Below are 16711 nucleotides of genomic sequence, written 5' to 3'. Positions count from 1 at the left end.
GTATGCAAAGCAATAAGCGAAATAGATTTTCAAGGTTCGCAGGCAGGGTGCTCGTCGCCCTGCTGGCAGCCGTTGCCTTATCCTCGTGCGAGCGCATCTTTGAAGACCTCGACCCGTGTCTGCACGGCGTATCGCTGCGCTTCGTCTACGACTACAACATGGAGTACGCCAACGCGTTCCCCAACCAAGTGGACTGCCTCACCCTCTATATCTACGATGAGAATGACGACTACGTGGATACCAAGATTGTGACCGGAACAGAGCTGCAAGACGAGAACTACCGGATGAAGCTTGACCTGCCTGACGGCAAATACCATTTTGTGGCATACGGAGGAATCGCATGCGAAAAGAGTTCTTTCACCGTAAACACAAGTACCAAACGCACCGAGCTCAAGACCCGGCTGAACGCCGACTGCCTCAGCCTGCCCGAACGGAAATTGCTGCACGATATGTTTTGGGGAGAACTCACCATGGAAACGGCCGAGTCTTACAACGAAGGCACGGTAAAGATGATGAAGAACACCAACGGCATACGCATCGTGCTGCAGCAAGTGGCGGGAGGCATTGTCAATGCCGAGGATTTCGACTTCGAGATTACGGACGACAACACCCTCTTCGACTACGACAACGACCTGCTGCCGGTGACCGACGTCACCTACACCCCGTGGGTGAAAGGACAGGCACGGACAGGAGCATCCGTCATAGTACCCGGCGTAGCACCCGAACCCATCGAAGTGGCATACGCCGAACTGAGCGTGCCGCGCCTGATGGCCAGGAATTCTCCCAGGCTGGTGGTGAAACGGCATGCCGACAAAGCGACCGTGATAGACATCCCCCTCAACAAATACCTGCTGCTGATGCAGAGCGACCGTTACGACATGGGCGACCAAGAGTATCTGGACCGCGAAAGCCGCTGGACCCTCTTCTTCTTCCTAAAGAACAACGACGGCAACGACAGCTGGTTGAATACATGTATTGTGGTAAACGATTGGGTGGTACGCATCAATGACGTGGAACTGTAACAACTACGGCATGCGTGGCACATAAAAACCGGACTACCCGGCAAACGACTTTCAACAAACCAAGAACAGCTTTTCAAATGGAATTGAAGCATCGACATATCATCGGAATCTGCCTCCTCTGCGGCTTACTGGGAGCTACTTCGTGCAACGATGAATCCATCGTTCAGCAGCCACCCGCCGAGGAGGACAACACCGTGTATCTGGCCTTCCACACAGCCGTAGTGGGAGCCTCTACACGTACCGACGGCACCCCCGATGACAAAAACATCAACCAATTGCGAATCGTCATCGCTTCGAAGGCGAGCGACGATACAGCCGGCGCAAGTGCATGGGAAGTGGAAGAAAACCGACTCATCACCGAGACAAACATACAACTATCGGACGAGTACACTTTCCGGGTGAAAGCCGACTGTCAGAAACGTATCTACCTGCTGGCCAACTGCAACGGACTGGAAGACACGAACGGCAATTTGCTAAACTTCACAAGCACCGGTGCATTCTTGCCCGACGCAAATGGGAAAGCCCCCGTAGACAGCTATGTCTTCGGACTGGGAGACACGGACGGCGGCTACCGATATGCCGCAGCCCTCGAAGCGGGAAACGGCATACCGATGACGTCGGTCTACGAGATAACGATTCCCCCCAAGGACGAGGCGCACGAAGAAGACTTCTCAAACGGCTTTTACCAAGGCATGCCCGAAGTGTTGTACGTGGTACGCGCCGCCACCAAGTTCTCCTTCGCATTCGGCAAAACCGCGAAACGGGCCATCAACGTGACCGGATTCAGCCTGAAGAAAGCCGTCAAAGACCGGATGTATCTGATGCCGCACGCCAACAAAGACACGAACGGAAAATACTGGGTGGCAGATACCGGAGACAAGGATAATCCTTCCAAAGCGACATTGCCCGGAGAAGGTACCGCCCAAGACTGGATAACATGGATGGTGGCGGAATCGGAAAAGGCGGAAAGCGAAGCGACCCAATATCAATGGCTGACCGACTACGAAGTGCCGCAGCACGAAGAAGGAGAAGAGGACGGAGATTTCGCCTATTCATTCAGCAAGGCCATAGAGGTATCTTCCCTCAAAGCAGGAGAAGAAGCAAAATTCACCACCCCCGTCTACCTGCCCGAAAGCGACGGCACATTGGCACAAGGCAAGGACGCAAACCTGAAATTGCAGGAGTACGAAGTGACCATCCACACGGAAGAGGGCTTTGATGAAGAGACGACTGCTCCGGACAGCCCTAAAGTGGCAAGAAGCTACACCGCCACATTGCCGAATCTGGCCTCGCTCTTCCGCAACACGCATGTCAAGGTAAAGGTGAATTTCAAGAACCTTTCCGAGGCGGAACTGGAGTTGGAAGTGGACGTGGAACCTTATTGGGAAGTAGTACTCGACCCCGTATTCGGGCTGGACGAGAAAGGCGACCCGAAGAAACGCTAAACACCGAAGGAGCCTCCCTCGCCTGAAAAAACACCGGAAGGCTTCATTCTTAAAACATACATACAAAAAAACAGCAACGGATATGAAACGCAACTTTTTGACCTACATACTTTTGTGCATATTGCTCCTCGGCAGTGCCGCCTGCCAGGACGACCCGCTCTACAACGGCGGCGAGACAGGCGAAGGCGAAAGCCTCGTCAGCGCAACCGTGAAGTTCAAGCCCCTTACTCCTGCATTGAATGGAAATACGCGTACGGCAGGAAATGTGATAAAGAATATCGAGGACTTGTGCGTGTTGCTGTATAATGAAAAAGGAGAGTTGCTGAAGACATATCCCCTTACCAAAGGAACAGGCGAAGGGCAATATCAATTGTCGGAAGACAAAGACAGACCGGATAACAATCCCGACTCGAATCTTCCTCCCGCCGAAGCACAGACGCCCCATGCCGACTTCAAACTGAAAATCCCCTACGGACGCTATCGGATTTATGCGGTGGCCAATATGGAAGACTTGCTTACGAATGATGACTATTCCGAAGCCATAAAAACCGCAGACGGCCTGAAAAGCATTTCCCTCCAATGGGATAAGGATGAAGTAGCCAACAACAACCAGATGTTCGGCTATTTCACCGTTACCGGAAGCGTGCAGAACGATGAAGTGGCAGTCATAAACCGGGCATCCGTCAAATTGCACGCCTGGATACGCCGTGCCGCTTCCAAAGTGACTATTGCATACGACGGTTCCGACCTTCACGAGAATGTGTTTATATACCTCAAGTCGGTTACCATCAAGGACATACCTACGGAATGCTATCTGGGCAAGAAAAGCACCATCAACACGAATCCTAATGATGACATTGAAGATTATGGAGGCCTTATGGCAGATGGCGAAAGCATTACGTATGCCGAAGGAACAAACTACGATGAACATTGGCCGGCACGTATCACGAAAGGCCAATCGTATTATTACTACATCGACAATGCCCAAAAAGGAGTCTCTGTAGCGAAAGCGGAATATGACAGCAAGAAAGCGGAGTATGCCAAACTGGCCCATGGAGAAACCAACGAGGCACTCTTCTTCTATGAAAACATGCAGGGAGAAGGAAAAGACAAACGACAGGACGCAAATGATGATAAAGAACTGGATGCACCGGGACTGAACAACAAGCCCGGAGATAAATACTATAAAGACCAAAAGCCCTATGGCACATACATCGAAGTAAAAGCCTACTATGTTTCCAATGTTGACGGCCGAGTGGGCAATGGTGATATCATTTACCGCTTCATGCTGGGCAAGGACGTCTATAAAGACTACAACGCCGAGCGTAACCACCACTACAAACTGACACTGAAATTCAACAAATACGCCAACGACGTGGACTGGCACATCGAATACGAAGAACCTGAGCCCGGTATCGAAGTGCCCAACCCCTATTATATATCCTATTTGTATAATCACTCAATGATGCTCCCACTTAAAATCAGAACGGGGGGACAAAAAATAAAACAGATAGAAGCACGAATCTTAGATAACAGATGGGGTCCAAATGAACCTGCATCGGACTTTGTCTATTGGAAGAAAATGGATTTAGCATACCAAAATCAGTGGAATGGTTTTTTATCCCTTCAACAAACAAAAGATTTGAATGTAACAACAAGTTCTAACGAGACCTATTATAAAGAAAACAAAAGAGGAGAGCGTGAGTACATACCTAATGGCGAGACGTTGCCTATACCAGGTGAGAGCAAAGAGTATGAGACATTTGACAATCAAGGCAATAGTGATGGGAAATGTATTGTAAGGAATGAGGGCGACAGTGTGTTTCATGTCCAATTACCCATATACACCCGTGCCAAACAATTAATTAAAACAACCGGTTATACCGGAAATAATCCATACGTGGCCTATCAACGCAGATCAGAGGTAAAAATAGTGGTAACATTTACGAATGGTAGCAAAATATCAACGGATGGTACGGATTTCAGTGGGAATCCGCTATTAAATGAAGACAATAAGAATAATCAAAATCCTATCATTTATCAAGTGCGGCGTATAGTCAATCCTAAGGGAGTTTGGCGTAGCCATGACAACGACAAAGACTTTCACGTACAGCTGAAACGTCTTCCTAAAGAAAATGCAGAGAGATTTGAGACATTTACTTCAGAAGGTCCTTGGAAAGCGTATGTATATTGTGGAACAGACAATTTTATCAAATTAAGTGACGAAACAAGAGCTTCCACCGATACCATCGGAGGAGAGACTGGTTCTACGATAGATTTTCGTATCAAATTTAATGGAACCTGCAGCCCGCAGGAAAACCGTTATGCCATTATCCGGGTAGAATATCACAATTATACTTGTTATCATCTGATTTTCGTCAGACAAGGAGATGCTCCGGATGACTTATTCGATGGAACAGGAACCAAGTGGCATGCCCATAATCTACGGACAAGTTCGAAGGAAACAGATTCTCCTTTGGAAGAAGGCTCGTTGTTCAAATTCCTGAACTTAGACCAACCGATTGATGCAATGTGCAATAAAAATTCAGAAACTCCTTGGATCGAGATAACACCGGATAAATTTAAGAATAATGCAGATAAGTTACTGATTGCCACCGATAACACGGAAAATAAACAGGAAATCACATGGAGCGCTATAACACCTCCTGACTTTAATCCTTGGGGAGATACTCCACCAGAACCCGCGTTTGACAATCTGGAAATTCACAATGCCCGCATAGCTTCTTTTGAAGATTTTTTAAATCTATACCAAGGAGAAGATATAGCGGAAGGATATGGAGTGCTATATGGGGATGAATCTCAAGAAACTTTGAATCATATAACAGAGGTCTATGGGTACGATTATGAAAATACCCGGCGTGGAATGCGGGGGTGCTTTGTCTACAATAAAAAAAATGGAAAGAACCTGTTTTTCCCCATTGGAGCTTCCGGATATGGTCATAGAAAACAAGATGACACGAAGGGGGGGAATAGCAACTCTAAAGGACCTGGAATACTAAGATATGCTAGTTATCAAAATGCATTCTTACCGGATGCTACCGCAAATAACACGCCTCTCTTTTATGATATATATATGAGGCCGGGAGCAGTTTATTGGCTTAACAAATATTCGAGAAATAAAGGTCATAGTATGGGACTCGATTTTGAATATGTAATAGGGTGGGATTTCAACTACTTTACCTTTGACTTTTTCCCGTATGGGGTGAGTGCTGCAAACACTGGTAAGGATGCTTGCTTCATCCGCTGTGTAGAAAAATAATCAGCGGACATTCAAGGGCTTGTTTAAATTTTGCTTAAAGAAGTTTTCACTCAGTTTCTTTTGAGAATGCCGGACAAAATTTAAACAGGCTCTTAAACTAACAGAGAGAGAAATGAATGACAGACTTTCAATTTTTCTGATATGCCTCATGCTTACCGCCATCAGTGGCAGCATGAACGCACAACAAAATCAGACACAAGACCTGCCCCTGCCTGCCATCCCCGCAACCCTGCGCACTCCCCACGAACGCGCCTCCTACCTCTTGGCACACTTCTGGGACAGCATGTCCTTCTCCGACACCCTGCGCAGCCGCAATCCCGGCTTCATGGAGCAAAACCTCGTCAACTACCTCTCCCTCTTCCCCCATGCACCTGCCGAAGCCCGCACCGAAGCCGTGCACCTGCTAATGCAGCGCGCCGAAGCCGACAAACCCGCCTACCTGCTACTGGCCGAACTGGCCGAGAAGTACCTCTATACCATCGGTTCGCCCATGCAGAGCGAGGAGCACTTCATCCCCTTTCTGGAAGCCATCGCCCACACCCCCCTGCTGAATGATACCGAAAAGTCCCGCCCCCGCTTCCTCCTCTCTGCCGCCCTGAAGAACCGCCCCGGCACCATAGCCACCGACTTCGCCTACTTCGCCCCGGAAGGAGACCACCGGACGCTGCACACCACCCCCTCTGCCCACTGCCTGCTCCTGATGTTCTACAACCCCGATTGCACCCACTGCCGCCAGACCATCGCCCTGCTGCACGACGACCGTCTCTTCAAGCAGATGCTGCACGACGGACTGCTCACCGTGCTAGCCATCAACACCGAAAACACCCCCGAAACAGCCCCGCGTCCCGAAGCCGCCCCCCGTGCCGGAAACAGACTGCCCACAGACTGGATGGCCGGAACCGCCTCTCACACCCTCACCGACAACGAACTGTACATACTCCCCTCCATGCCCACCCTCTACCTGCTGGACAAAGAAAAACACGTCCTCCTAAAAGAAGCACTGCCGGAGCAGGTCCTCTCACACCTTGCGAAAGAAAGCCGAAATCAGTCCCTACACGGAGAATGATTTCAAACCCTCACAGCCTTCACCTTATCACACTTCCGCCCTATCTATCGGCTTTTCCGGTGAAACTTCTTTTCTTCTATGATAAAGAGAAACGGCATCAGCAACCGACAAACCGTCGACACGTGATTCTGAAACACCCTTCTTCGCATCGGACAAGTTGCCGCCTTCAGCACATCGGAGCGCTTTTATCCAAGTGAACGACCAGGGTAGTTCAGGCAGCCGACCCCAGTTATTCGATTGAACGACACCGGTAGTTCACTCGAACGACCAGGGTAGTTCACTTACAAACAGTCGACAGTTCCGAAGAATGCAGGGAAATGTACGCCACCATCTGCCGCCCTACTTCAGAATAGCATAACGATGAACTCTACTCGAAATCACCCCCAAAAAGGCAATAAACTGGAAGGGCTGATGGAAGGAAGAGAAGAAGGGAGAGAAGAAGGTATACGAGCCAGTCGTTTCGAGATAGCCCGCAATCTCAAAACAATGGGAGTAGCTACGGAAATGATTATCCAAGCAACCAAACTGACAACAGAAGAATTTGAACATTTATAGAGAAAAGTCAGAAAAAAATAGTTAAAAATTGGAATCCATTGTCGTTTGTCTTATTTTTGTATGCCGAAATTCTTAATAAATTTACGCTATGAAAAAGAGATACTGGAACATGTTTTTTATCAGCATATTGGCGATATGTACCATTACAAGTTGCGGCAACCCTACTAACCCAAAAGCAGGCGTAAAACAGATGCAATGCCGGACAAACCGGAAGATGCAGTGTACGTGAACGTACAAGTGCAACTGTCCACAACTGATAAAAACACAACAAATGAAAACAATAAAACCGACAACAACAGCACCGGCAATGCCATAACGGGAGAAGAGCACGAAAATCGGGTGAACAACATCCTGCTTGTACTGGCAGATAAAGACAACAAATTCATTGCCTGCGGCGAACAAGTATCACTGACAAACCTCAACAAAGCAAAAGGCACCGTCAGTACCGTCCAGAAAATCGACAAAGCCGCATTGGCTGCCTACTACAAGGCCGACGGGATACTCGATGAAGGAAAAGACAGAATCCACCTCTACGTCTTCTGCAACCCTACAAACGAACTGCAAAACCTCTTTAAAGAGCACTTCATGCTGAAAGAATGGATACACAAAACCGAGAATATAACTGAAGATGCCAACGGCTATGTAATAAGAGGAGAAAGCGTATGGGGAGGAAAAGACCATCAGCATGGATTCCTTATGTCCACCGCAACCCGAACGTGCATTGAAAAGAGAATTCCTAAAAACATAGAATCCTGGAAAAGCCATTTCCAAGAGAGCACACCCTTCCACTTCTCCGGAACAAACCATAAAGGCACCGGAAAAAAAGAGGTGAACAATGAAGGCACCATCCTGGTGGAACGTGCCGTGGCGCGCTTCGACTCCAAGGATGGAAGTAAAAACAAAGACCAAACCTACGTAGTGGGGAATGACGAAGGAAACGCCACCCTAAAAGTGAAACTGACCAAAATGGCTTTGGTAAACATGAGCCGCGACTTCTACTACTTGCGACGCGTGTCGGACAACGGTGCCAATGCCAACGCACAGATATGCGGAGCAGAACATAGCCACGGCCCGAAAACCAACTATGTGGTAAATACGGATGCCGCAATAAAAAGCGGAACCGCCAAAAACATCGATAAAAGTTATCCCTTCAAGGATTTCTTCAACTTCTGCCTCGGCAACTATGAAGGGGGAAACTGGGACATTGACGCCACCGCACGCAGCCAATGGTACACCTCGCAAATTTCAAAGGTTGTCAAGAATAAAGGGAAAGGGTACCACACATGGCGGTATGTAACCGAAAACACCATTCCCGGCATAGAACTGCAACAGAACGGAATCAGCACCGGCATCGTATTCAAGGGGCAAATCATGGCGACCGACAAGGCATCCCGGAAACTGAAAGATGCCATTGCAAATGCCAAGGGAAATCCGGCTAAAGACCCCATCCTTTATTCCTATGCCAATACACTCTACGTGACATGGGAGGAAGTGCGCGAAAAAGCTTTCTTGACAGAGGAGAACAGCAGGTTCTATAAAGCCGTATTCGGAAATGAGAAGAAGAAGAATATCACCATAAAAAGCAATGGGCAAACAGCCGTCTATAGCACAGACAAAACAAGCCCGGACTATCTGTGGCAAAAGTGGCATGAACAGAACATTGGCAACGAGGCATTCCAGGCCAATTTCAGGAAAGCCGCCAAAAAGGCACAGTTCACCCTTTACCAATCGAACACGGACGACTACGACGCAGCAGGCTATTACTGCTACTACTTCTGCTGGAACCGGCACAATGACAACAACGACGACACCGTGACGGGACCTATGGAGTTTGCCATCGTGCGCAACAACATTTACAAGCTTTCCGTAACGGGGATCAACCGTCTGGGACATCCGCGCATTTCGGAAAACGACCCCGCTCCCATAACTCCGGACACCCCGGATGAAAAAGACAGTCACTACCTCACACTATCTGTCGAAGTAACCCCTTGGAGAGGTGCATTAATCACCGAAAATCCTAACAGTTGACACCAAAAGAGAAAAAACGCGGCACCGAACACATGGTTCGATGCCGCGTTTTTTTGTCACGTTACATTGGTAAACCTCCTACCACCTCTTTTGAACATACCGGCAATTTGCCATCTTGCCCCATGCCCACAAAAACTGTAGCGCAAAGTACTGTCCACTGGTCACCGTATGTCATCGTACTGCTATGATTGTAGCCCAAACAATGCCCATACTCGTGAAACATGGCCTGACGGGCATAATTATGCGGATTGGCTCCCGGCGCCGTGGCATCAAAGTAAACACCTTTATAACAATAATCGGCCAGACCATAAGTGTTGCCTCCACCCAAACCACCTACTCCGACCACACGGCCCAACACAAGACCGCCGTGGTTGCGGATTCTTTGCCGCAAAGCATCCAGGTCTATCGGATTTCCTCCATTGTCCTTCAGCTTGCCCTCGTAGGCATTCATTTCCACATTGAACTCTTCGGAAGCGAACATGAAAGCCATGTTGAGCACCAACGCCACTCCGTGACGACAAAGCAAGGGATCCATATGCCGCCAATAAGCATGCCCGTTATCGGCCGAATAAGCGGAAAAGCGGATAAACCACCGGCTGTCTATCTGCTCTATCTTTTTCATGAAGGGGTCTTCCGTACGGACAAGCAACGTCACATCGTCATTGGAGAGTTCCGGCTGTGCCGGAACTGTTATCCGGCGACCGTTCTCCGCTACAAACGTACGTTCCGAACTGACCACCGGCAAGGGGAACGATGCCTCCATAAACGGATAAATGCGGTCGAAACGAGCCAGTTCGAAGAATTCCGTGCTCACCTTGTTGAAACGGCACAGTATCTTGACGCCACTGATGCCAATCGGCGAGAAGAACTTTACAAGCAGCTGATGATCATCGGACACCGACACCTGCAACGGGGCATTCACCCGAAAGGAACGGCGATTGCTATCGTAGAACACCTCGCGCGGTTCGTCGGCCAGAAACATGGTATCCGTCCGGAATCGGGAGAAATCCTCCTCGCGTACATAGAGCAAGCCTTCGCTACTTTCGGGATGGCGGTAATTGATGCGGATATGCGACACGCGTCCGGCTTCTATCTTGCAACCACTGAAGCGATAGACCTGCATAAAGGAAGTTCCGTCGCTACGCTCCGACTCAATCGTCACCCGTCCGGAAAGTGCCTCCCGTCCGGGCAACGAGTAGAATGAACGGCGCTGCGTGATGTTGTAAGCGTCCACTCCTCCGGCACCTGCGTACTCGCCACCGGCCTGAATACCGGCATACACCCCTTGGGCATCATCGAAAGAGACCTCTATGTTGCGGATAAACCGCCACATATAGTCGGACGACACATCCAAATCGACATCTACCCTGCCCACACAAGGTTCCAGGCAGACGGTCTGCATCACCGGAGCCTGCTCCCGGCCGATGTGCAACGCTATCTTCTTATAGAACCAGGCCTCATCAAGCGGTGCCTTTTCCACGTGATTCACCAGCCAGGCATCCGACAGCAGGGCCGGCTCGTCAACCGTAATATCCGATTCCGGATGGGTGGTAGCAAGAAACACCACGGTATAGTCGCCATACCCCAATCCTTCGATGGTCAGTTTGGAGAAATCGGCTTCCAGTTTCTGATACAACGGCTTGATTACTTCGCCCCGTTCGTCGGCTATGGCATACCACATACGGGCTATCGGTTCCGGCTGTTCGCTGCGGGTGCGCACCCCGGCAGTGACATCTGCCTGCAAGCCGAACCGGAAGGTCACCTGCCCTGCGCCGGCCTGTTCAGCGCTGTCGAAGCCAAGCCCGTCCGAAGAGCAGCTGGCCAGCAACGGCAGCAATCCCAAAAGCATTATAATTCTTATAATCTTCATGTCCTGCCCTCCTCTATTTCTTTACACAACGCAAGGACGCGAACGCCTCCATCTGCAATCGCTGTTCGGCAATGACGGTCGAATCTTTTCCTTCGAACTGCATCCAATAGGCCCAGGCATATCCTCCGGGACAACCGTCGCGCTGGCTAGTCCACAACACGGCACGTTTTCCAAAAGAGGGATTGTTGGAGGTCGATTTGTCACCCTTTCCTCCTGCCAAAGGTATGATGAGGTAACGGCCGGTATCTTCCGAAGTAAACTTCACGTAATGTTGTGTTCCGGTGACACCGGTAGGGGTCACCAACGTACCTTCTCCTACATGGAGCGTGGCGGTAATCCGTTCTCCGTTTCCCGCCGTATAAGTACCGGGAATCTCCTGGCCTTTCGGAAGCAAGGAGTTCAGTTCGTCGCGGGTAGGCACTCTATATCCTTCAGGGCAAGGCATGTGCGAATCATTCTGCCAAGGCATGTCGGCAGTCTGGTTGCCCAGGTTGTTGGAAGGGTTATATCCCTGCCAAGGCACATACATATACTTGCGGCCGCACTGGAACAGACCACCGACCGTATTAATCCAGCTGGTGCGGTACATGTCTTCCACCGTAGCACCGTCCAACGGATAAATCTGGTCTTCGAGGTCGCTGCTGCGTGCATTAAAAGCCATCCACACGCTTCCTGCCATCTCCACCGTTTCAATCTGCTTGTCGCTGGGAGCCACGCGCACTTCCACGTAGTCATAAGAACCGGCCATAAGCGCATTCTTCAGGTGTACCATGAACGAATAGCCCAACCGTCCGCTGCCTTGCGCCGGAACAGATACGCTGAAGGAAGAGACAATCCCTTCAGCCTCTTCGGTCACCGCCATGTCGGTCAGCATCACGCCATCCACAACTCCTTCGGCAGATGCAATATCTATCCGGGTGTCGGCAAGAAACGCCAGTTGCATGCCATCTACTCCCGTCATAGGCACTTCTACAATGTTGTTCTCATAATCTACCGATACTCCCTCGGGGATGACAGACCGGGAAGCATCCAACAGAATACGATGGTCCGCGTCGGGCTTGCCAGTCACCGTTTCGCCCTCTTCCCACGGCTTGATTTCGAAAACGCCTTCTACCGTAGCCCCTACGTTAAGTACCGACAATTCATACACCTTGTTGCGTTCTATACGCGGCAACTCCATTTTCAGCCTGATGGGAATCCCATCATACGTACCACGCAAAACGACATGGACCGGACACATGCTTTCAAAAATACGGAATACGCTCGGCTGTTCTCCTCCGAATGCCGGTTCAAACGTCTTCACATATTTCACCGTCTTGTCTGACACGGCAACGCCTTCCTGAAACGGAAAAGTTTCGGCCGGGGCATCTTCCACTATAATCTCCTCAATCCGCGTCTTATCGTCGGCCGTAGTGTTCAGGTCGATACGGGCCACCCCACGTTTCATGCCCACACTGACCTCCGGATTATTGCGCGTCTCGACATCATCTTCCAATTGAACCACCGCCGACATGAAATCCGGAGCGGAATTATCATGAAGCCCTTCGCCAATGGCCATATTACACAATTCCTCTTCGGTCAGTTTCTCTTCCTGAACGGGCAGCTTCACTTCTGAAAGAAAATATAACCGCGAGCCGCTGAGTGCAGAGATGCTGGATGTACCATCTTGTTTCGGATTCAGCAATTGCGTCCTATATAAGCTGCCGCCACTGAACTGAAAAACCGATACCTCACGCAGTTCCCCGAAGGAATCCTCTCCCGAAGCAGTGACACTTTTCACCACCAATGAATAAGTTTGCTGCCCGCTATCTTCTCCGGACGGTGCATCATCTGAGCAAGCGCCCCAAAATAATATTCCGCACAAAAGGGGAACAAAGATTTTCTTACAAAAAATGTTCATAATACCAATTGAATTTATATAAAAACAAAAATGTCTCCGATACCATTTTCAAAAGCGGGTGCAAAAATATAACTTTTTTCAAGATGAAAATATCCTTTTCATCTTTTTATTACAATCTGTCAACTCCCTTTTCTATCTGCTCTCACCCTTGTACACACTTGCCAGATAATACAAGACAGATATATGAAATAATAATTACATTAAACTTCCAGTGCATAAAACAAAAAGACGCCGTTAATTATTTTTAATTTTAGCGACTATATTTTATGATTAAAATACATTTGTATTATTTTTGTATAAATAATACGTAGCAATTAAATTGCCATTAGACAATGTGTTGCTTGAAAAATCAGGTCATGAAAGTATTTTTATCTAAAAGATGCATAATTAGCTTATGTTTCATTTTTCTATATTTAAGTTCGGCGTTTGCCACAGCAACCATAGTCGGCAAACACCACAGATTACTTATTATAAACTCGTACAATGAAAGCGCCCCCTGGAGCCAAGAACTTATAACTCCCATCCTGCTGCAAACATCTCCTATAGAGGACATCACAGCCGATGTAGTACACATGAACGGGACGTTCATTCGTAATGACTCATTGTATATCCGGATGGAGAATGGCATTTTCGAACGTTTCCAGGATAAGAAACCCGATTATCTTGTACTTCTCGGCAACATGGCTTTTACTTTAAGGGAACGTATTTTGAGTGAGTGGGGAAATATTCCAATAGTATTGGTCGGCAACGAAGACACGTATGCTCCACGGGAATATTATTTCACCGGACGTCCTATACACATTTCCAATGCCATCACATCTCCTCTGGTTGACCTGCGGCCGCAATACAACTTTACTTTTATCGAAACGCCGTATATGTACAAAGAGACCATCGACATGATGGTACAGATGCTGCCAAAAATGAAAACGATTGTATTCGCAGCAGATGAACTCTATCATAACCAAGACTTGGACCGGCTTATTCATGCCTATATAACGTCAAAGTATCCAAACCTCCACTATGAACGCTTAATAGGTAATGAAAGAAACCAAAACGAATTACAGGCATATCTGCTAAATGATGAACCGGAGATGGGTATGCTATTTTCCACATGGTTTTACGAGCGTAAGAATCTACTCGGTTTTCCTACACTCATCAGTGGAGACTTTCAGTTAGTTGCATCATCGCCTCAACCCGTATTTGCATTAAGGAATGCCTATGTGGGTAAAGAGGGGTTTGCGGGAGGATATTTCTATGACCGCATGGAAGTGCAAAACGCGCTTTCTTCAGCCCTCAAACAGATATTTGCAGGAGAGGATGCACGGAATATCCCATTTACATATAGCAAGAAATCCTATCCCTTCATCAACTACCAGCAACTGCAGATGGACGGTCTGGACACCACACTCTGTCCTAAGGACTCGGTATTCATCAATAAACCGCTTACATTCTGGCAGAAGTATCAATGGTGGATTATTTGCGGAGTAGTGTTGATACTCTCACTACTTATCATAGCTTTAGTCATTTATCGGTTCCAGCAAAAGAAAATCACCTTGCTAAGTGCCCATGATACCCTTTTACGTAATATGCCGATATCTTATACTCAAATAGAGGTTTTCTTCGACAAAACGGGACAGATAGCAGATATGAGCTATCGATGCGGCAATATTATTTTCAACGACCAGTTTACGCCAACTACCGATGGTTCACAAAAAAATGCCTTCTCCCAAATAGAGCACCTGACACATTTCATGGAAATGGTATTCCAAGAAAAGCAAACGGTAACATTTACTCATTACTTCAAACAAACAAACAGCTTTTACGAATTCATTCTTTGCCCGGCATCCCAAAAACACACTTTGGATGTCTTTGCCGTAGATATTACAGCGCGCAAAGATGCCGAAAACACATTGCGAGAGATTAATAAAAAACTGGAAATGACATTGGGCATAGCACGCATCATACCATGGCGCTGGGATTTAAAGGAGGGTCTGATTTATTGCGAAGCACAAAAGATATTAGACCACATGAACTTTACAAAGGAGAAGAACTCTACAGTCCAAGTAGATATTATCAAGGCGTCAGAATATTTCCGAAAGATACACCCGGAAGACTTCGAACGTATGCACCATGTACATGAAAATCTCATTTCAGGCAAGTTGCAGCATATCAAAGAAGAATATCGTATCATCACCGAAGTAGAAGGGCGAAAAATAACAGATTGGATGGAAACCAACGCAGTAATTGACCAGCGCGACAAGAACGGCTATCCAATATCGCTTGTCGGCTCCCTTTTACTGATAACAGAACGCAAGAGGCAAGAAGAAGCGCTTATCCGAGCACGAGAAAAAGCCCAAGAATCCGACCGGCTGAAATCTGCATTTCTAGCCAATATGAGCCACGAGATACGTACCCCCTTGAATGCCATCGTAGGATTCTCCAGCCTGCTGACTGCAACCGAAAACGAAACCGAACGCAAAGAGTTCATCAGTATCATAGAAACCAACAACCAGTTGCTATTGCAACTGGTAAGTGACATCCTGGATCTTTCAAAAATAGAAGCAAATACACTGGAATTCAATTATCAGAATGTCGACTTAAATCAGTTGGCAAAAGATGTGGAAAACACTGTACGAGGCAGACTGCAAACAGGTGTTGCCCTACAATTCGTTCCTGAAGTACCAGTTTGTTATGTACAGACAGAACATAACCGTCTCTCTCAAGTCCTCATCAACCTGCTGGTCAACGCTGCAAAATTTACAGAGAAAGGTGAGATTATGTTTGGATACAAAATCCGTGGAGAAGAACTCTATTTCTACGTAAAAGATACGGGCATAGGCATCTCACTAGAGAATCAGAAGAAAATATTTGAACGGTTTACCAAAGTAAACACCTTTATACAAGGAACGGGATTAGGGCTCTCAATATGCAAAAACATTGTCACAAAAATGAAAGGACGCATCGGAGTAGAATCCGAAGGAGAAGGTAAAGGAAGTACTTTCTGGTTTACAATACCTTATAAACCGAAAGAGGCTCAAAAGGAAAATAATCTAACTTTAATGCCTCTTCTGAACGAGAGAAGCAAGGAAAAGCCTATAATCCTGATAGCAGAGGACAACGAAAGCAACTATATGCTGTTCAAGTCTATCCTACAGAAAGATTATGAGTTGGTTCATGCTTGGGATGGGGAGGAAGCCGTGGAACTCCATCAGAAGTTTCATCCGCATGTGGTCATCATGGACATCAATATGCCTAAAATGGATGGATATGAAGCTACTCGCGAAATACGTAAAGTATCCAAAACGGTACCTATCATTGCAGTAACGGCATACTCCTTTGCTTCGGACAAAGAAAAGATTATGCAGAATGGCTTTAACGGATATATGTCCAAGCCGGTTGACATACAAAGATTGAAAGAAAAACTCGACTATACAATCCACGGGAATTTTATGATGATGTAGGGTTCCGGTCTGCTCTTTCCTATATGATATTTTTTGATTATCCAAGAAATATCATGTACTTTTGCACAAGTTAGAAAAGAGACA

Annotated in this window: 9 protein-coding genes; 7 read left to right on the top strand and 2 right to left on the bottom strand. The window is 47.6% G+C overall.

The genetic code is table 11. The features are described from left to right. The first annotated feature begins 2 nt into the window (after positions 1-2). The 6 genes from DW039_RS13680 (at position 3) to DW039_RS13655 (ending at position 9396) form a co-directional block, all read left to right on the top strand. Positions 3-1022, top strand: coding sequence for a FimB/Mfa2 family fimbrial subunit (locus tag DW039_RS13680; RefSeq protein ID WP_120130442.1), 1020 nt, complete (start codon positions 3-5; stop codon positions 1020-1022). A 77-nt stretch (positions 1023-1099) separates the two neighbouring features. After that, complete coding sequence (locus DW039_RS13675) at positions 1100-2467, top strand: hypothetical protein (protein WP_120382033.1); 1368 nt, start codon at positions 1100-1102, stop codon at positions 2465-2467. Positions 2468-2549: 82 nt separating this feature from the next. Next, a complete protein-coding gene (locus DW039_RS13670; protein WP_120382032.1) occupies positions 2550-5747 on the top strand; it encodes a fimbrial protein in 3198 nt (1065 codons plus the stop codon). A gap of 112 nt (positions 5748-5859) precedes the next feature. Next, a complete protein-coding gene (locus tag DW039_RS13665) occupies positions 5860-6813 on the top strand; it encodes a DUF5106 domain-containing protein (protein ID WP_243635033.1) in 954 nt (317 codons plus the stop codon). Positions 6814-7173: 360 nt separating this feature from the next. Continuing rightward, positions 7174-7368 (top strand): hypothetical protein, encoded by a 195-nt coding sequence (locus DW039_RS13660; protein WP_009037879.1) that lies wholly within the window; start codon positions 7174-7176, stop codon positions 7366-7368. A 195-nt stretch (positions 7369-7563) separates the two neighbouring features. Continuing rightward, entirely contained in the window at positions 7564-9396 is a 1833-nt protein-coding gene (locus DW039_RS13655) for an Mfa1 family fimbria major subunit (protein WP_120382030.1), read from the top strand. A gap of 61 nt (positions 9397-9457) precedes the next feature. On the opposite strand, the gene DW039_RS13650 is transcribed toward DW039_RS13655, so the two are convergent. Together DW039_RS13650 and DW039_RS13645 are read right to left on the bottom strand one after the other, a co-directional pair. Next, positions 9458-11266 carry a hypothetical protein gene (locus DW039_RS13650; RefSeq protein ID WP_120382029.1) on the bottom strand — a complete coding sequence of 603 codons (1809 nt, stop codon included), beginning with the start codon at positions 11264-11266 and terminating at the stop codon, positions 9458-9460. Positions 11267-11279: 13 nt separating this feature from the next. After that, positions 11280-13166, bottom strand: a complete 1887-nt coding sequence (locus DW039_RS13645) for an FISUMP domain-containing protein (RefSeq protein WP_117749087.1) — start codon at positions 13164-13166, stop codon at positions 11280-11282. 356 nt (positions 13167-13522) lie between these two features. Here DW039_RS13645 and DW039_RS13635 point away from each other — a divergent pair, with 356 nt between their 5' ends. Then, positions 13523-16627, top strand: a complete 3105-nt coding sequence (locus DW039_RS13635; RefSeq protein WP_120382028.1) for a response regulator — start codon at positions 13523-13525, stop codon at positions 16625-16627. The last annotated feature ends 84 nt before the right edge of the window (positions 16628-16711 follow it).

The sequence above is a fragment of the Bacteroides sp. AF39-16AC genome, from assembly GCF_003602735.1.
Taxonomy (GTDB): Bacteria; Bacteroidota; Bacteroidia; order Bacteroidales; family Bacteroidaceae; genus Bacteroides; species Bacteroides uniformis.
This window is presented reverse-complemented; position numbering and strand designations above follow the sequence as displayed.

Excerpts from the sequence above, each read along its gene's own strand:
- DW039_RS13680 (WP_120130442.1), top strand. The coding sequence starts at position 3 with ATGCAAAGCAATAAGCGAAATAGATTTTCAAGGTTCGCAGGCAGGGTG.
- DW039_RS13675 (WP_120382033.1), top strand. The coding sequence starts at position 1,100 with ATGGAATTGAAGCATCGACATATCATCGGAATCTGCCTCCTCTGCGGC.
- DW039_RS13670 (WP_120382032.1), top strand. The coding sequence starts at position 2,550 with ATGAAACGCAACTTTTTGACCTACATACTTTTGTGCATATTGCTCCTC.
- DW039_RS13665 (WP_243635033.1), top strand. The coding sequence starts at position 5,860 with ATGAATGACAGACTTTCAATTTTTCTGATATGCCTCATGCTTACCGCC.
- DW039_RS13660 (WP_009037879.1), top strand. The coding sequence starts at position 7,174 with ATGAACTCTACTCGAAATCACCCCCAAAAAGGCAATAAACTGGAAGGG.
- DW039_RS13655 (WP_120382030.1), top strand. The coding sequence starts at position 7,564 with ATGCCGGACAAACCGGAAGATGCAGTGTACGTGAACGTACAAGTGCAA.
- DW039_RS13650 (WP_120382029.1), bottom strand. The coding sequence starts at position 11,266 with ATGAAGATTATAAGAATTATAATGCTTTTGGGATTGCTGCCGTTGCTG.
- DW039_RS13645 (WP_117749087.1), bottom strand. The coding sequence starts at position 13,166 with ATGAACATTTTTTGTAAGAAAATCTTTGTTCCCCTTTTGTGCGGAATA.
- DW039_RS13635 (WP_120382028.1), top strand. The coding sequence starts at position 13,523 with ATGAAAGTATTTTTATCTAAAAGATGCATAATTAGCTTATGTTTCATT.